This is a genomic window from Enterobacter soli ATCC BAA-2102 (genome assembly GCF_001654845.1).
Lineage (GTDB): Bacteria > Pseudomonadota > Gammaproteobacteria > Enterobacterales > Enterobacteriaceae > Enterobacter > Enterobacter soli.
Genome location: NZ_LXES01000044.1, coordinates 18,571 through 38,968 on the forward strand (window position 1 = coordinate 18,571; position 20,398 = coordinate 38,968).

At 58.5% G+C, this 20,398-nt stretch carries 2 protein-coding genes and 3 pseudogenes; all 5 read left to right on the plus strand.

The window, feature by feature from the left end:
- Window positions 1-108: 108 nt before the first annotated feature.
- Window positions 109-232: pseudogene (locus M987_RS24720) on the plus strand (IS3 family transposase); the annotation flags it as partial.
- A gap of 628 nt (window positions 233-860) precedes the next feature.
- On the plus strand, window positions 861-2,198 hold the full coding sequence (locus M987_RS16195; RefSeq protein WP_014070183.1) for a TolC family outer membrane protein: 1,338 nt from the start codon (window positions 861-863) through the stop codon (window positions 2,196-2,198).
- Between the two features lie 121 nt (window positions 2,199-2,319).
- Window positions 2,320-2,664: pseudogene (locus M987_RS25300) on the plus strand (BapA/Bap/LapF family prefix-like domain-containing protein); the annotation flags it as partial.
- A 222-nt stretch (window positions 2,665-2,886) separates the two neighbouring features.
- Window positions 2,887-3,372, plus strand: a pseudogene (locus tag M987_RS25305) (Ig-like domain-containing protein); the annotation flags it as partial.
- A gap of 27 nt (window positions 3,373-3,399) precedes the next feature.
- Window positions 3,400-20,325 carry an Ig-like domain-containing protein gene (locus M987_RS16200; protein ID WP_425591333.1) on the plus strand — a complete coding sequence of 5,642 codons (16,926 nt, stop codon included), beginning with the start codon at window positions 3,400-3,402 and terminating at the stop codon, window positions 20,323-20,325.
- The last annotated feature ends 73 nt before the right edge of the window (window positions 20,326-20,398 follow it).

Below are 20,398 nucleotides of genomic sequence, written 5' to 3' on the forward strand. Positions count from 1 at the left end.
TGTTATAAGCGCATTCAACATACCACAAGAATGCAAATAATTATCATTACTGTTTTTGGTATTATCTTAAATGCAGAGGGTGTTTGATGTAGGCGGATGAACGAGTCGTTCGCAAGAAAACCAGTGGGTTGGGCAATGTCGCTTTCACCGGACAGCAGACTCACCATGAAAAACTCACGGTAAGTCCGTGGGCGTGATGTTCCACAGCGATCAGGGTAACCATTATGCGAGCATAGTTTGTTAGCGTTATCAATGTGGAGTTAATAATCTGTTTTAAGGTATGAATGCAGTGTTATTGATTTTTGTGTATGTTTTATTGGTTTAACTAACCGGATTATGGATTTATATAAGAATAACCGTCTGCTTTTCATTTTTAGGTTGGAGCATAATTACGTCATTTGAATTTTGTCCAGTGAAAAATAAAATTATTATGTTGCAAGTTACCTAAATTGACGCTTATTTGAAAATCTTTGTGTATGACGCGCGATGAAATTAACCCAAAAATGTACAGCTCCTGTTTTATGAATTTTACTTAAATAACAATAGCTTTATTTGTTTCATTTGAAAGTCTATTTTTCCCCTATTGTACAGAAACCTTATAAATTTTCTTATTTGCAACACCTTATTAACATTGTGGGTGTAGTGACATTTTAATCATTTTGTTATGCTGCTAACGAGTTAAAAAAAATAAGTAAACTCCTAATTTAAATTGTTATCTGGTTGACTCTCATTCTCACTTGAAATGGGGTGGGGCAATTTCATCTTAAATTTAGCCAAAATGGAGAGACAAATATTTGTCTATTTATCACTACCTATTTGGGGGTGGTTGTTCGTCAGCACTCAGAGTCAGGGGGGGTAAAATGACTATATTGCAAAATTACATGTTATTCAGAATGTCAGTCGCTGTAGCCTTTATTACATTGGCGGTGAACACGGCTTGTGCCAATAGCAGCCTGGCGGGTATTGCGCCGATTGCCGGAACCACCTTAAAAGAAAGTATTCTTTTTGCAATCGATCGCGATCCCTCCGTGAGCTCTCAGGCTGCACAGTTGGGCATTGGCCAGGCGCAAATAGATGAAGCGCGCAGCGGCTGGATGCCGCAAATATCATTAAACGGCAGTACGGGGCACAGCCAAACCACGGATTCCAGCGGCTCGCTGCGTAATTCGGCCGCATGGGGTTTGAGCCTGACGCAGCTGATTTATGATTTTGGCAAAACCAATAACAGCATCAGCCAGTCTTCTGCTCAACGCGACAGTTACCGCTATCAGTTAATGAGCACGCTCTCTGACGTCGCAGAAAAAACGGCCCTCAGCTATGTAGAGGTTAAGCGCTACAGCGATCTATTGCAGGCCGCGAAAGAGAATGTGCAGGCGCTCAAAAACGTCGCGCAGCTGGCAAAGCTGCGTGCGGATGCCGGGGTGAGTTCCACGTCTGATGAACTTCAGACCCAGACGCGTATCGCCGGGATGCAGGCAACGGTAGAGCAATACAACGCTGCCCTGAACAGTGCTCGCGCTCGACTTGGGGTATTAACGGGTATGCAGGCTGAAAACTACGCTCCCGTGCCCGAGTCGTTGGCCGTTGAGCCGGATTCACTTAATCGCATTGATTACTCCGTCATCCCTGTGGTGATGGCCGCGCAGAACATGGAACGTTCAGCACAGTATGGCGTGGAAACGGCGAAGTCTCAGCACTGGCCGACCTTAAGCCTGAAAGGGGGGCGTACCCGTTATGAGTCAGACAATCGCTCATACTGGGATGACCAAATTCAACTCAATATTGATGCACCGCTGTATCAGGGCGGCGCAGTATCGGCACGCGTGCGCCAGGCAGAAGGCGCACGGGCGATGGCATCCTCTCAGGTTGACCAGGCGCGATTCGACGTATTGCAAAAGGCCTCTGTTGCGCAGGCTGACTGGACTGGCGCTCGCGGGAGAATGGAAGCTGGACGGCTTCAGCTGGAAAGCGCATTACGTGCCCGCGATGTCTACAAAAATGAATATACGCTGAGCAAACGCAGCATTAACGATTTGCTCAGCGTTGAACAGGATGTCTGGGCTGCCACCTCAGCGAAAATAATGGCTGAATATGACGCCTGGAGTTCGGCGATTAATTATGCTTCCGCGGTTGATAATTTAATGCCGATTATCGGAGTCGAGAAAAATGTTGCCGCTAAATTACCTGATTTAAGTTAAAAAAACACGCACCTGCCGGTGCGAAATAAGTCTGACAATAATGGGTGATTTTTCCCAGGGATAGCTACATCCATCTGGTGGACATATCCACAGGAATCCGTACACCTGCAAGGAGAAGAATATGAGTAACGTAAAAGTTGTTGATGTGATCATTCGCAAAACGGCGGAGAAAACGAAATTAACTGGCGAGGGAAATCTGTCGGTCTCTATTTCGTCACCGAGCGTGATTGAAATCCAGGGTTCTGCGCAGGACGTGGTACGTTATGTCCGCCAGGGTAAAGATCTCCTCATTTATATGAAAGATGGCAGCGTTATTCGCTGCAATAACTATTTTGTTGAAGATCCTGAAACCCATAACCAGTCAGAACTGGTATTTAACGATAATCAGGAACTCACTCATATTTCTTTTGCCGATACCGGGGAAGCGTCAGGCGTTGCTGTTACCGAATTATCCGCGCAGGCCACACCCATTAGCAGCATTGAACCTTTCCTGGAGCAGGGAAGTGTTTTAAGCGATGCGCCGTGGGGCTGGATTGCTGGTGCAGCGTTAGGAGGCGGCGCGATCGGTGCCCTGCTGGCTAACGGTGGTGATGGTGAAACCAAAACGAAAGTTATTGATAATACGAAAGAAGTAGAAAGCGCTACGCCGACATTTTTACTGACGGATAAAGCGGGTGATAAGCAGGGGGTGCTGAGTGCAAAAGAGGTCACGGATGATAACACCCCAACCTTTAGCGGTACCGGGCAACCCGGCGCGACCATTCAGGTTAAAGACAGCAGCGGCAGCACCATTGCCAGCACGATGGTGGGTACGGACGGCACCTGGACCGTAAAACTCCCGACCCAGACGGACGGGGAACATACCTGGTCTGTCGTGCAAATCGACGGCAGTAAAACCACGTCTGCGGGCAGCATCACCGTGACCGTCTCAACGGCCGATGCCACCGTGACGCTCGCCACCACGGCTGTCGACAACGTGATTAACGCCAGCGAACAATCTGCGGGCTTTACGCTTTCCGGCACCAGCAAAAACCTGGCGCAGGGAACGGAACTGACCGTATCGCTGAACGGCAAAACCTATACCGCAGAGGTGGGCGAAAACGGCGCGTGGAGCGTGACGGTGCCTGCCGCCGATGCGCAGGCGCTGGCCGATGGCACCTGGACGGTCAACGTCAGCGGTAAAGATGCGGCGGGAAATACCGTGAGCGGCAGCCAGACGATTGGTGTCGACACCGTTGCGCCAACGCTGTCCATCGATACGATCGCTCAGGACAACATCATCAACGCCGCTGAACACAATCAAGCGCTCACGCTGACCGGTAAAACCGACGCAGAAGCGGGCCAGATTGTCACCGTGACGCTGAACGGTAAAAACCACACCGCCACGGTCGGCAACGATGGGACCTGGTCCGTGACGCTGCCTGCCAGCGAGGTGCAGTCTCTGGCGAATGGGAATCACACGTTAACCGTGAACGTCAGTGATAAAGCGGGTAATGGCGCATCAACCAGCGCTGAATTCACCGTTGATACCGTTGCCCCGGTGGTGACGATCAATACCGTAGCCGACGACAATATCCTCAACACCGACGAGCAGGGGCAGGCTCAGATTATTTCCGGCAAGGCGAGCGGGGCGGCGGCGGGCGATGTGGTCACGGTTACCCTTGGCGGTCAGACCTTCACCGGCGTGGTGCAGGCGGACGGCAGCTGGAGCGTGGGCGTACCTGCGTCCGTGTTGAGCACACTGGGTGAAGGTAGCCACAGTATTTCCGTCTCCGTGACCGATGCGGCGGGTAATACCGGCAGCGCCACCCACGGCATTACGCTCAGCGGCAATCCACCGGAATTCACTATTGACGCCATCAGCCAGGATAACGTCCTGAATGCGCAGGAGGCAATGCAGCCGCTGAGCCTGAGCGGGACCAGCAATCTGCCAAACGGCAGCGCCATCACCGTGACGCTGAACAACGTTAATTATCAGGCTACGGTCGAAAACGGTATCTGGTCCGTTCAGGTGCCGGTTTCCGACGTACTGAATCTGGCGAACACGCTTTACACCGTCAGCGTGAGCGGCACGGACAGCGCAGGCAACAGCGGCTCGGCCGAGGCCAGTCTGCTGGTCGATACCGTGCTGCCGCAGGTCATCATCAACACCTTTGCGGGCGATAATCTGGTCAATAACGCGGAAGCGGCGGTTGATCAAACTCTCAGCGGACGCGTCACCGGCGCGGTGGCGGGCGATACCGTCTCGGTCTCCGTGGGGGGCAAAAGCTACACCGCGACAGTCGGAAGCGATCTGACCTGGAGCGTGAAAATCCCATCCGCTGATCTTCAGTCGTTTGGCGACGGAGATCTGACCTTCAGCGCCTCGGTCACCAATGCGCACGGCAATACCGGCACCGGCGAGCGTGACATCAATATCAATGCCGAGCTGCCTGGATTGCGCGTTAACACGATTTCTGGCGATGACGTGATCAACGCCATTGAACAGCAGCAGGATCTGACCGTGACCGGCTCCAGTACCCATCTGGCTGAAGGCACACAGATTACCGTCACCATTAACAACGTTGACTATGCCGCCGTGGTAAACGCCAGCGGCAACTGGCAAATTGGCGTTCCTGCATCCGATCTTCAGGCCTGGACGGCAGGGTCTATTACGGTGAACGTCAGCGCGCAGGACGCGTGGGGCAATACCGTTTCCGCGCAACACCCTATCGAACTGGATCTGAACGCCGTAGCGGTCACCATTGATACCATTAGCAGCGATGACATGCTGAACGCGGCCGAAAAAGGCGCGGATGTTACGCTGTCGGGTCAGACGCAGGGCGTGGAAGCCGGTCAGACCGTGGTGGTTAAATTTGCCGGGCAAACCTTTACCGCACAGGTGCAGCAGGATGGTTCCTGGAGCCTGACCGTTCCGGCCAGCGCCATGGAAACGCTGATTGACGGACGTGCGCAGGTGAGCGTGAGCGTCACCAATGTCAACGGCAATAGCGCAGAGGCTTCGCGCGTTGTCACTGTCGATACGCTGCCACCGACTATCACGCTGGACAACCTGACGTCCGATAACATCATCAATGCGGCGGAAGCGCAGCAGGATCTGGTCGTCAGCGGCAGCAGTAATGCCCAGGCGGGACAGACCGTCACCGTGACGCTGAACGGTAAATCTTACCAGACCACCGTCCAGACGGACGGAACCTGGAACTTGAACGTACCGGCCGCTGACGTAGGTGCGCTGGCTGATGGCACCGTCACCGTGACAGCAACCGTCAGTGACGTGGCGGGCAATAGCAGCAGCGCGGATCGCGTGGGTCTGGTGGATGCCACCGTACCGCAGGTGACCATCAACGACTTTGTCACCGACACCAACACCGTCAACCAAATCGCCCATTCTCAGGCGCAGATCCTGAGTGGCTCCGTCACCGGGGCGGCTGCAGGTGATTTGGTCACCATCACCATCAATAGTGTGGATTACACCACGGTGGTGGATGCTGCGGGTAACTGGAGCCTTGGACTGCCTGCGTCTGTTGTACAGGGACTGGCTGACGGTACCTTGACCATTAACGTCTCTGTGACCGACCAGTCCGGTAATACTGGCAGCAACACCCTGGACGTGGTGGTGAACACCATGACCCCGGAAATCGGTATTAATACCCTGGCGGCGGATGACGTGATCAACGCCACTGAAAAAGGCGAAGAACTGCTGCTTTCCGGGACCAGCAACCAGCCGGAAGGGACCATCATCACCGTGACCCTGAACGGCATTAACTACATCGCCACCACCGACGCCAGCGGCGGCTGGAGTGTCACCGTGCCTGCGTCTGCGGTTAGCGCGCTGGGCGAAGCAAGTTATACCGTGACGGCGAGTGTCACCGACAATGTGGGCAACAGCGCCTCTGCCACGCACGATGTGCTGGTGGACAGTTCGCTGCCGGTAGTCACCATCAATACGCTCGCAGGCGACAACATCGTCAACGCGGCAGAAGTGGCGGCAGGGCAAACCCTGACCGGTAAAGTCAGTAACGCGGCCGCGGGCGATACCGTCACGATTACCCTCGGCGGCCAGACCTATACCGTCATCGTACAGGACGATCTCACCTGGAGCCTGCCGTTAACCGAAAGCCAGTTAACCGCGCTCGGTAACGGCGACCTGATCGTCTCGGCCAGCGTTACCAACGCGCACGGCAATACCGGTTCTTCTTCCCTGGACTTCGCCATTGACGCCCAGCTGCCAGGCCTGCGTATCGATACCGTAGCCGGTGACGACGTGATTAACGTCATTGAACACGCGCAGAACCTGATTGTGTCCGGTACCAGCACCGATCTGGCGGCGGGCAGCATCGTCACCGTGACCATTAACGGCAAAGAGTATTCCGCTACGATCCTGGCGGACGGCTCCTGGCAGGCTGCGGTTCCTGCGGCGGACGTGTCCCAGTGGGCAGACGGCTCGCTCACCATCAGCGCCAGCGCGCATGATGCCTCCGGCAACCCGGTGAACATTGGCACCGTCGTGGATGTCGATCTCGCCACGGTGGCGATTAGCATCAACAGTGTGACCGATGACAACGTGCTCAATGCGGCAGAAAAAGGCCAGGATCTGGTGCTCTCCGGCAGTTCCTCTAACGTTGAAGCGGGTCAGACCGTCACCATTACCTTCGCGGGTAAAACCTATACCACCACGGTCGATGCCGACGGCAACTGGACGGCGACTGTGCCTTCTGCGGATCTGGCCGGACTGAAAGAGGGCGACGCCAGCGTGCAGGTCAGCGTGACCAACGTGAACGGCAACTCGGCCTCGGCAGCGCAGGAATACAGCGTGGATACCACCGCACCAGCGGTGACCATTAACACCATCAGCACCGACAATATGCTGAACGCAGCCGAGGCGGCGCAGGATCTGACCCTGAGCGGCACGTCCACTGCCGAAGCCGGTCAGACGGTCACTGTGACCTTTAACGGCCATGAGTACACGACGCAGGTGCAGGCGAACGGCAGCTGGACGCTGGACGTACCGGCCGCGGATCTGGCGGGGATCACCGACGGCAACGCGACGGTCACGGCGACGGTATCCGATAAAGCGGGTAACCCAGCCAGCGCGGGGGCGTCCGTGCTGGTTGACACCACTGTGCCGCAGATCAGCTTTAACATCGTGGCGAGTGATGACATCGTCAATATTGCCGAGCACGGCCAGGCGCTGATCGTCTCGGGTAACGTGAGCGGCGCTCAGGCAGGTGATGTCATCACCGTAACCCTGAACGGCAAAGACTACACCGCAATGCTGGACAGCTCCGGCCGCTGGAGCGTGGGCGTTCCGGCGGCAGACGTGGGTGCGCTGGTCAATGGTGAGCAGATCATCACGGCGACCCTCACCGATAAAGCGGGTAACAGCAGCACCGCGACGCATGAGTTTGACGTCTCCCTGACCGCACCGGTGATTGCTATCAATACCCTTGCGGACGATGACGTGATCAACGCCACTGAAAAAGGTGAGGATGTCATCCTCTCCGGCACCAGCAATCAGCCGGACGGGACCGCCATCACCGTGACGCTGAACGGCATCAACTACACTGCCACCACCGATGCCAGCGGTAACTGGAGCGTCACCGTTCCCGCGACAAACGTCTCGGCGCTGGGTGAAGCCAGCTACATTGTGACGGCAAGTGTGACCGATACCGCAGGCAACAGCGCGAGCACCAGCCACAACGTACTGGTTGATAGCGCACTGCCTTTGGTGACCATTAACCCTGTCGCCACTGATGATGTGATTAATGCGGCGGAAGTGGCTTCCGGACAAACTCTCAGCGGTAAAGTGAACGGCGCCGCGATTGGTGACACTGTCACGATTAATATCGGTGGCAACACCTATACGGCGACGGTTCAGGACGATCTGAGCTGGTCGGTCAATGTAGCGTCTGATGTCTTAACCGCCATCGGTAACGGCGAACTGACCGTGACAGCCAGCGTCACCAACGGCCACGGTAATACTGGCGTCGGCGAGCGCGACATCACGATTGATGCCAACCTGCCGGGCCTGCGCGTGGATACCGTGGCGGGCGATGATGTTATCAACAGCATCGAACATAGCCAGAACCTGATCATTACCGGGACCAGCGAGGGTCTGGCAACCGGCGCGGTGTTAACCGTGACCATCAACGGCAAAACCTACGCGGCAACGGTGCTGGCGGACGGGACATGGAGTGCAGCTATTCCTGCGGCAGACGTGAGCGCGCTGAACGCAGGCACGATCTCCGTATCCGTGGAAGGCGAGAGCACGGCAGGTAACCCGGTTTCCATCAGCCATGACGTGAAAGTCGATCTGGCGACGGTGGCGATCAGCATTGACGCCATTGCCACCGACGACGTCATTAACGCCGTGGAAAAGGGTGCGGACCTGGTGCTTTCGGGCTCCACGACCAACGTGGAAGAGAACCAGACCGTCACCATCACCTTCGGCGGTAAGTCCTACACCGCGACCGTGGATGCCGATGGCAACTGGACGACGACCGTGCCGTCTGCGGATCTGGCCGGACTGAAAGATGGCGATGCCAGCGTGCAGGTCAGCGTGACCAACGTGAACGGTAACAGCGCGTCGGCAGGCCGCGAATACAGCGTGGATGCCACCGCGCCGACGGTGTCTATCGAGATTGTCAGCGATAACAACATCATCAACGCCGCCGAAGCGCAGCAGGATCTGGTCATCAACGGCGTGACGAATGCCGAAACCGGACAGACCGTGACCGTGACGCTGAACGGCGTGGACTACACCACTACCGTGCAGTCTGGCGGTGGCTGGAGCGTCACCGTACCGTCTGCAAATCTGGGTACGATTGCCGACGGTAACTACACTATCAGCGCAGCCGTATCCGATAAAGCGGGCAACCCGGCCTCGGCGGATCGCGATGTGTTGGTTGATACCACGGTGCCGCAACTGACCATTAACACCGTTTCCGACGACGACGTGATCAACAGCGCTGAGCACGCGCAGGCGCTGATCGTCACCGGCTCCGTGACCGGTGCGGCGGCGGGCGATGTGGTGACCGTCACCATCAATAACAAATCTTACACCGCCACCCTGGATGCCTCCGGCAACTGGAGCGTGGGTGTGCCTGCGGCGGATGTCAATGCACTGACCGCCGGGGATTACACCATCACCGCAGCACTGACCGACAAAGCAGGAAACAGCAACAGTACGACGCATGAGGTTGAAGTCAACCTGACCGCTCCGGTGCTGACCATCGACACCGTGTCCGGTGACGATGTGATCAACAACACCGAGAAAACGCAGGATCTGACCATTTCCGGTACTGCTTCTGGTCTGGCTGCGGGCGCAGTCGTGACCGTGATGCTTAACGGTAAAGCCTACAGCGCCACCGTCGATACCAACGGGCAGTGGACAACCACCGTTACTGCGGATCAGGTCGGTCAACTGGGCGAAGCGCTTTACACCGTCACGGCGTCTGCAACGGATAGCATTGGCAACAGCACCAGCGCGTCACATACCGTGAATGTAGAGTCCGTATTGCCGGGCGTAACCATCAACTCCGTCGCGGGCGACGATGTGATCAATGCCGCCGAACTGGCCGCAGGCCAAACCATCAGCGGTACGGTGGTGAATGCGCAAGCAGGTAATACCGTGACCGTTACGATTGGCGGCAACAGCTACACCGCAACGGTGCAGAGCGATCTGACCTGGTCGATTAACGTGCCGTCCGACGTTCTGACCGCGCTGGGTAACGGTGATTTGACTGTGTTAGCCAGCGTTACCAACGACGTGGGCAATTCCGGAACGGGCGAGCGCGACATCACTATCGACGCCAACCTGCCGGGACTGCGCGTGGACACCGTGGCGGGCGATGATGTCATTAACAGCATCGAGCATACGCAAAACCTGATCATCACCGGCTCCAGCGATGGCCTGAACGCAGGTACCGCGCTGACCGTCACCGTCAACGGCAAAACCTATCCGGCAACCGTACTGGCTGATGGTACATGGAGTGCCGCTATCCCTTCTGCGGACGTAAGTGCCCTGGCGGCAGGTACAGTTACCGTCACCGTTGCAGGCCAGAGCAGCGCCGGGAACCCGGTCTCTATCGATCACAACGTGACGGTGGATCTGGCGACCGTTGCCATTAGCATTGATGCCATTGCGTCTGATGATGTGATTAACGCCGCCGAGAAGGGCGTGGATTTGGTGCTTTCGGGTACCACCACCAATGTGGAAGAGAATCATACCGTCAACATCACCTTTGGCGGTAAGAGCTACACCGCGACCGTGGATGCAGACGGAAAATGGACAGCGACCGTCCCATCTGCTGACCTGACGAGCCTGAAGGACGGCGACGCCAGCGTACAGGTGAGCGTGACCAACACCAACGGCAACAGCGCCTCTGCGGGCCGTGAGTACAGCGTGGATGCCACCGCGCCATCCGTGACCATCAACACCATTGCTTCTGACGACATCCTGAACGCCACGGAAGCGCAGGCTGACCTCGCGGTGTCCGGCACCAGCACCGCCGAAGCGGGCCAGACGGTGACCGTGAGCCTGAACGGTAAAGACTATACCGCGACGGTTGCTGCAAACGGCATCTGGACGCTGAACGTCCCGGCGGCGGATCTGGCCGGATTAACTGACGGCAGCGTCACCGTGACCGCAAGCGTCAGCGATAAAGCGGGTAACCCTGCGTCTGTTGATCACAACCTGACGGTGGACGTCACCGTACCTGCGGTGACCATCAACACCGTGGCGGGCGATGACGTCATTAACGTGGCTGAACACGCTCAGGCCCAGATTATCAGTGGCTCCGCCACCGGCGCGGCAGCGGGCGATAAAGTTACCGTCACCGTTGGCGGCCAGTCTTACACCACCGTACTGGACGCGGCGGGTAACTGGTCCGTGGGCGTACCGGCGAGCGTGATTTCCGGCCTCAGCGACGGCACCGTGACGGTCAGCGTCAGCGTGACCGATGCGGCGGGCAACACCGGCAGCGGCACGCATAACGTGACCGTGGACACTGGTCTGCCGTCCGTGGGCTTTAACGCCATCAGCGGCGATAACGTGCTGAACGCAGTGGAGAAAGGTCAGGATCTGAACGTCAGTGGCACCAGCGCCAACCTTGCGGAAGGCACGGTGGTGACTGTGATCCTGAACGGTAAAAACTATACGGCCACAACGGCGGCAGACGGAAGCTGGAGCCTGACGGTTCCGGCGGCAGATCTGGCAGGCCTCGGTGAAGCCAGCTACACCCTGAGCGCGACGGCCACCAACGGCGTGGGTAACAGCGTGAGCAACACCGCGAACCTGCTGGTCGACACCGCGCTGCCGACCGTCACCATCAACACCGTGGCGGGCGATAACGTTATTAACGCGGCGGAAGTGGCGGCGGGGCAGACCCTGAGCGGTACCGTGGCGAATGCTGAAGCGGGCAACACCGTGACGGTGTCTATCGGCGGCAACAGCTACACCGCAACCGTGCAGAGCGATCTCACCTGGACCGTAAACGTCCCATCTGACGTACTGACCGCACTCGGCAACGGCAGTCTGAGCGTGACCGCAACCGTCACCAACGGCCACGGTAACACCGGTACCGGTGAGCACGAGATCGCTATCGATGCCAACCTGCCGGGCCTGCGCGTGAATACCGTGGCGGGCGACAACGTGGTCAACAGCATCGAGCACGCGCAGAACCTGATCGTTTCAGGCTCCAGCGACGGGCTGACAACCGGCACGGCGCTGACGGTTACCATCAATGGTAAAGACTACGCGGCAACGGTACTGGCAGACGGCACCTGGAGCGCGGCCGTTCCGTCAGCGGACGTGAGCGCGTGGCCGGAAGGCACCGTGAAAATCAGCGTCACCGGCGACAGCGCGGCAGGTAACCCGATCACCATCAGCCACGATGTAACGGTGGATCTGGCGACCGTTGCCATCAGCATTGATGCCATCGCCACCGACGATGTGATCAACGCGGCGGAGAAAGGGGCGGATCTGGTGTTGTCCGGCGCGACCACCAACGTGGAAGCCGGGCAGACCGTGACCCTGAGCCTGAACGGTAAAATCTATACCACCACCGTAGATGACAGCGGTAACTGGACTTATACCGTGCCGTCTGCGGATCTGGCTGGCCTGAAGGATGGCGACGCCAGCGTGCAGGTGAGCGTCACCAACGTGAACGGCAACAGCGCCTCTGCGGGCCGCGAGTACAGCGTGGATGCTACCGCGCCGTCTGTGACCATCAACACTATTGCTTCTGACGACATCCTGAACGCCGCGGAAGTGCAGTCTGACCTGACGGTTTCCGGCACCAGCACCGCGGAAGCGGGCCAGACGGTGACCGTGTCGCTGAACGGTAAGGACTACACCACAACCGTAGGCACCAACGGCAGCTGGACGCTGGACGTTCCGGCCGCAGATTTGGCAGCACTCGGCGACGGCAGCGTTACCGTGACCGCAAGCGTGAGCGATAAAGCGGGTAACCCGGCGTCCGTTGACCACAACCTGACGGTAGACGTGACCGTTCCTGCGGTGACCATCAACACCGTGGCGGGCGATGACGTCATTAACGTGGCCGAGCATTCTCAGGCGCAGATTGTCAGCGGCTCCGCGACCGGCGCGGCGGCGGGAGACAAAGTCACCGTCACTATCGGCGGCCAGACCTACACCACCGTGCTGGACGCAGCGGGCAACTGGAGCGTGGGCGTACCGGCCAGCGTGATTTCCGGCCTCAGCGACGGCACCGTGACCGTTACTGTGTCAGTCACCGATGCGGCGGGCAACACCGGCAGCGGCACGCATAACGTGACCGTGGACACCGGTCTGCCGTCCGTGGGCTTTAACGCCATCAGCGGCGATAACGTGCTGAACGCGGTGGAGAAAGGCCAGGATCTGAGCGTTAGCGGCATCAGCGCCAACCTGGCGGAAGGCACCGTCGTCACCGTGACTCTGAACGGCAAGCAGTACACAGCGACAACCGCGGCAGACGGCAGCTGGAGCCTGACGGTTCCGGCGGCGGATCTGGCGGGGCTGGGGGAAGCTAACTACACCCTGAGCGCGACGGCCACCAACGGCGTGGGTAACAGCGTGAGCAACACCGCGAACCTGCTGGTCGACACCGCGCTGCCGAGCGTCACCATCAACACCGTGGCGGGCGATAATGTCATCAACGCGGCCGAAGTGGCCGCGGGCCAGGTCATCAGCGGCACAGTAGCGAATGCTGAAGCGGGCAATACCGTGACGGTTTCTATCGGCGGAAATGATTACACCGCAACGGTGCAGAGCGATCTGACCTGGTCCGTCAACGTGCCGGAGTCAGTCCTGACGGCGCTGGGCAACGGCGATTTGACCGTGTCAGCAACCGTCACTAATGGCCATGGCAACACGGGTACGGGCGAGCGCGATGTCACTATCGACGCTAACCTCCCGGGGCTGCGCGTGGATACCGTGGCGGGCGATGATGTGATCAACAGCATTGAGCATGGTCAGAACCTGATTGTCACTGGTTCAAGTGACGGGCTTGCGGCAGGCACTACGCTCACCGTGACCGTCAATGGCAAAACCTATGCCGCGTCGGTACTGGCAGACGGCTCCTGGAGCGCAGCGATCCCGGCGGCAGACGTAGGCGCCCTGGCCGCAGGCACGGTGACCGTCACCGTGGCTGGCCAGAGCACTGCGGGTAACCCGGTATCCATCAATCACGATGTCACCGTCGATCTGGCGACCGTTGCCATCAGCATCGATGCCATCGCCACCGACGACGTGATTAACGCGGCGGAGAAAGGCACGGATCTGGTGCTTTCCGGCAGCACGTCCAATGTGGAAGAAAACCAGACCGTGACCATCACCTTTGGCGGCAAGTCTTACACCGCGAAAGTCGATGCCGACGGCAACTGGACAGCGACCGTGCCTTCCTCGGATCTTGCGGGTCTGAAAGACGGCGACGCCAGCGTACAGGTGAGCGTGACCAATGTGAACGGCAACAGCGCGTCTGCGGGCCGGGAGTACAGTGTGGATGCCACGGCGCCAACCGTGACGATTGACACGGTAGCCGGCGACAACGTGATCAACAGCAGCGAAGCGGCTGCGGGCGTGGCCATTTCCGGCACCACTACGGCTGAAGTCGGTCAGACGGTGACCGTAACGCTTGGCGGGAACAGTTACACTGCACTGGTTCAGCAGGGCGGCGTCTGGAGCGTTAACGTGCCAGCCACCGATCTGTCCGCTCTGGCGGATAACGGCTACACCGTGCAGGTTAGCGTGAGTGACGCCGCGGGTAACCCGGGCAACGCGGGGAAAGCGATTACGCTTGATACCACGCCGCCGACTATCAGCTTTAACGTCGTGGCGGGCGATGACGTCATCAACAGCGTGGAGCATGGGCAGGCGCAGATCGTAAGTGGCACCGCAACCGGCGCCAGCGTTGGCGATAAGCTGATCGTCACCATAGGTTCGAACCAGTACACCACCACCGTGGATGCCAGCGGCAACTGGAGCGTGGGCGTTCCTGCCAGCGACATTTCTGCCCTGACCGACGGCACCGTGACCATCAGCGCGACCCTCACCGACAGCGCGGGCAACAGTAGCACTCAGACCCACGATGTCGTGGTGAACACGGCCTCCGTGGCGCTGACCGTCAACACTCTCAGTGGCGATGACGTGATCAATGCGGCAGAAGCGGGCGCTTCGCTGGTCATCAACGGCTCAAGTGCGCAGTTCGCCAGCGGTACGCAGGTCACTGTCACCCTGAACGGTAAGAGCTATACGGCTACCATTCAGAGCGACGGCACCTGGACGACCACCGTACCGGCCGCCGACGTGGGCGCGCTGGCCGATGGCGCGAGCTATCAGGTCTCTGTCTCTGCGCAGGACAGCGCGGGCAACAGCGCCTCGGCGACTCACAGCATCAGCGTGGATACCACCGCGCCGGTGATCAGTGTGAATACGCTGTCGGGCGACGATGTCCTGAATGCAGCAGAAGCGCAGCAGCCGCTGACCGTGCACGGCTCTTCCAGCGCGGAAGCAGGACAAACGGTGACCGTCACGCTGGGTGGCAAAACCTACACCACAACCGTTGCGAATGACGGTACCTGGACGCTGGAGGTTCCGGCGGCAGACCTGGCTGCGCTGAGCGAAGGCGCGTTGACGGTTACCGCCTCGGTCAACGATAAAGCCGGTAACAATGGCCAGACGACACATACCTTAACGGTCGATACCGTCGCGCCAACCGTCACCATCAGCACCGTGGCCGATGACGATATCGTCAACAACGCCGAGCAACTGGCGGGCCAGACCATCAGCGGCACGACTACCGCAGAGCAAGGGCAGACGGTCACCGTGGCCTTTAACGGTCATAGCTATCAGGCGACCGTGGCCGCGGACGGTACATGGTCCGTCTTCGTGCCGGGTCGTGATTTCCTTGGCCTGACCGACGGGGATTACACCCTCACCGCGACGGTGAACGATAAGGCGGGTAATCCGGGCAGCGCCACGCACGACGTGACACTCAACGGTGATGTCCCGACGATCGCCATTAATACCTTCGCCGAAGATGACATCGTCAGTGCGGCTGAACACGGCACGCCGCTGGTTGTCAGCGGCACCACCGACGCGCCGGCGGGCCAGACGGTGACCATTACGCTGAACGGCAAAACCTACACGGCGACCGTGCAGAGCGACGGCAGCTGGAGCTACACCGTCGGCAGCGCAGACGTCACCGCGCTGGCAGACGGCGGTTCCTATGTGATTAACGCCCAGGTGAGCAATACCATCGGTAACAGCGCCAGCGACGATCACACCGTCACCGTCGATCTGACCGCTCCATCAATGGGCATCAGCATTGATTCGCTGCAAAATGACACCGGCCTGAGCGCGAGTGATTTCATCACCAACGATGCTCAGGTGGTGGTCAACGGCTCGCTGACCGCGCAGCTCGGCAATAACGAGAAGGCGCAGATCAGCTTCGACGGCGGGACGACCTGGATTGACCTGACCGTGACCGGAACCACATGGCGTTACTCCGATGGCCGTACCCTGACGGATGGTACGTACCAGTACCAGGTGCGCGTTATCGATAACGCGGGTAACGTCGGGGCAACGGACAGCCAGGACGTGGTAATTGATCTGACGAAGCCTGCGGCGACGACTATTACCGTGGATTCCATCTCGCAGGATACCGGACTGTCCGACAGTGACTTCATTACCAGCGACAATCAGATCAGCCTGAAAGGGACGCTCGGCGCGGCCCTGGGCAGCGGCGACCACGCTCAGATCAGTCTGGACGGCGGCGCAACCTGGACCGACGTGAGCGTCAGCGGCCTGAGCTGGACGTATGTCGATGGCCGTACGCTGGCCGACGGTGACTATAACTATCAGCTGCGGGTGATTGACGACGCGGGGAATATCAGCGCCACCACCAGCCAGGTGGTCACCATTGATACCGTTGTACCGGACGCCAGCAAAACGATCGCTATCGACAGTATCAGCGACGATACCGGCCTGAGCAGCAGCGACTTTATCACCAATGATACTTCCCTGACGCTGCACGGCTCGCTCGGTGCAACGCTGGCCGACGGCGAATATGCCCAGATCAGCATCGACGGCGGGGTCACCTGGCAGAACGTGATCGTCACCGGCAACAGCTGGTACTACGTAGATGGCCGTACGCTGGGTAACCAGACCTATGACTACTACGTTCGCGTGGTGGATACGGCGGGCAATGTGGGGTCAAGCGCCCATCAGCAGGTGACGGTCGATACGGTCGCGCCGGATGCCGCAATTACGGTGACCGTGGATAACATTACCGTCGATACCGGCTTCGATAACAACGACTTCCTGACCAGTTCAACCTCGTACACCCTGAACGGGACGCTTGGGGCTGAGCTTGGCGCGGGCGAGTATGTGCAGGTGAGCATGGATGGCGGTACCACCTGGGTTTACGCGACGGTAAGCGGTACCCAGTGGCGCTACAGCGACGCCCGTACCCTGACCGACGGCAGCTACAGCTACCAGGTGAGGGTTGTCGATCAGGCGGGCAACGTCGGGGCCACCACCACGCAGGACGTGACGGTGGATACCCAGGCGCCGCAGTACGGTATCACCATTGACAGCATCAGCGAAGACACCGGGCAGTCCGGGAGTGATTTCATCACCATGGACACCACGCTGACGATCAACGGCTCGTTGGGCAGTGCGCTGGCCAGCGACGAGCGCGTGCAAATCAGCCTCGACGGCGGCAATACCTGGATTGACACTACCGTCACCAACCAGCGCTGGAGCTACACCGATACCCGCGATCTGGCGGACGGGGATTACACCTACCAGGTGCGTATCATCGACCAGGCTGGCAACGTAGGTTCGACCTCATCGCAGGTGGTGACGGTCGATACCACACCGCCTGACACGGTGGGAACGGTTGTCAGCTATACCGACGGGGAAGGTGAACGTACGGGCACGTACGGCGCGTCAGTCGCGACGGACGATACCTCGCCGCTGATCAACGGTACGCTTAACCGCGCTCCGGAAGACGGCGAAATCGTACAGCTTTACCGGGATGGGCTCTTGCTGGGCCAGGTCACAATGAACGGCAGCGCAAGCTGGTCCTATCAGGACAACGGCCTGCTTGACGGGAATCATACCTACATTCTGCGCGTCACCGACAAAGCCGGTAACTACACGGAATCGGATGGCTTTGTGCTGAACGTCGATACCAGCATCCCGACCACCACGGCGACGATTGCCGCCCAGACCACCTCGGATACCACGCCAATTATCAACGGCACGGTGTCAGCGGACCTGGTGAACGGGGAATATCTGGTGGTGATTGTGAACGGGAAAACCTATACGTCGCAGACCGGCGGCGCGGTGGTCGTCGACCCTGATCACAATACCTGGTATCTGCAGATCCCGGACAGCGATACCCTGAGCGTGGCGAGCTATGGCGTAACCGCGCAGGTGAAGAGCAGCGCGGGCAACGGTAACACCACCGGCACGGCAACCGGCAGCCTGGTGATCGACACCACGTCGGTGAATACCGACTGGGCCACCACGGCGGGGAATAGCAACAACTCAACCATGACCCTCGGCATGAACAGCAGCGGTCTGTGGAATATCATTGCTAACGGACAGTCTTATTCCAGCAGCGATGATTCAACCTATGCCGGGAATACGTTAACTAACACACGTAGCTACTACGTGGTGAGCCAGACTGCCGCTGACTTTGACCGTAACGGCACCCAGGATATTTTCGCCACTGAGAACACCTACTCGGGCTCTACTCAGGTGATGTGGACCTACGATGGCAGCAACTACACTGCCAGCCAGTTGGCAATGGGGACCACCATCTGGTACGGCGGTGTGATTGCCTATGACAAGACCGGCGATGGCTATCTGGATCTGGCCTACGGCGATGCCGGTATGGACTCCCTGACCTATCTGGTGAATAACAACGGCGTTCTGTCGCCGGATGGCACCGGCGGGGAAGGTGGATTCTATGGTCAGTTCGATTCCGGGCGTGAAATTTCCGGCGTCGACCTGAACAACGACGGCACCGTGGATATCGTGCAGCATACCAACCGCAGCGGGGCGTACTCGCTCACTGTTATTAACAACAACGGTAACGGTACGCTCTCTATTGGCCAGAACCTGACCAACGTGTTTGTGGCCAACGCCTCGAATACCACCACGGCTGCCTCCATGACGTGGGCGGACTTTAACGGCGATGGCTACATGGATCTGTACCTCGGCAGCAGCTACAACAACAACGGCGGGGTGATTTACTACAACGATGGTACCGGGCAGCTTTCCACCACCAAGAGCGCGGTGGAAGCCTCTAACGCCTCGGCGGGCTATCTGTCGGTGGCGGTAGACTGGAACGGTGACGGGCAGATGGACATCATCAAGCTCAACACCTACGGCAGCTCCCAGACGGCGACGCTGTTTACCAACAACGGCTATGGCTCAACCTGGACCTCAAGCCAGCTGGCGTCCGGTCTGGCGAACGTCACCGGCGTGGCCGCGGTGGACTACAACTGGGACGGTGCGCAGGATCTGCTGGTATCTCAGCAAAACGGCAAGGTGGTGCTGGTGCAAAACAGCAAAACCATTGACGACGGCACCGCGATGCATCTGCATATCGTCGATAGCGAAGGCATCAATGCCTACTACGGCAACACGGTCAATCTGTATAACGCCGCGGGCGTGCTGGTGGCCTCGCAGATCATCAACGCCCAGTCTGGTATCGGGTCGAACGATACTTCTGCGCTGGTGAGTTTCTACGGGCTGGACCCGAGCGAAACCTACTCGGCGGAGATCGTGAAGATCACCAACGGGGTGTCGGATAACGTCACCTGGACCGGTCTGGACGCGGGCAACGGCAAAGAGGGCTATGTCCTCACCGCCGAAGCGGCCACCGGTGGTCACAGCGGAACCATTACCGGTACCGGGTATAACGACACCTTTATCGCAGAGGATGGCACCTATACCTATAACGGCTCCGGCGGCTGGAATACCCATTCCGACTACGACACCTGGAGCAATACCGGCGGTATGGACGTAGTGGATTACCGCAATGCCACCTCCGGCATAACCGTTGATTTGCGCCTCTCAACGGCGCAGAACACCGGGTTCGGTACCACGCGCTTGCTGAATATTGAAGGGATTAACGGCTCTGACTACGACGACGTGATTACCGGCAACAGCGGTGATAACCAGTTCGAAGGTCGGGGCGGGAACGACACCTTCAACATCGGCAGCGGCGGTCACGATACGTTGCTCTATAAGCTGATCAACGCGTCTGACGCGACGGGCGGCAACGGCAGCGATGTGGTGAACGGTTTTACCGTCGGCACCTGGGAAGGGACCGCGGATACGGACCGTATCGATCTGCGCGACCTGCTTTCCGACAGCGGCTATACCGGCACCGGCTCGGCGAGCTACGTGAACGGCGTCGCAACACTGGACAGCAGCGCAGGCAACATCGCCGATTACATCCGTGTGGTGCAGAACGGCAGCAACACCGAGATCCAGGTTGATCTGGACGGCACCGGCGGTCAGTTCTCCCCAACCACGCTGGTGACGCTGAACGGTGTGCAGACGGACCTGGCAACGCTGCTGGCGAATCATCAGCTGTTAATTGCGTAAAACAACGCCGCGGGGAGCGATCCTCGCGGCTTTTTGCGTTTCTTTACATGCATAGCCATAACCCTATATTTCA

Excerpts from the sequence above, each read along its gene's own strand:
- M987_RS16195 (WP_014070183.1), top strand. The coding sequence starts at position 861 with ATGACTATATTGCAAAATTACATGTTATTCAGAATGTCAGTCGCTGTA.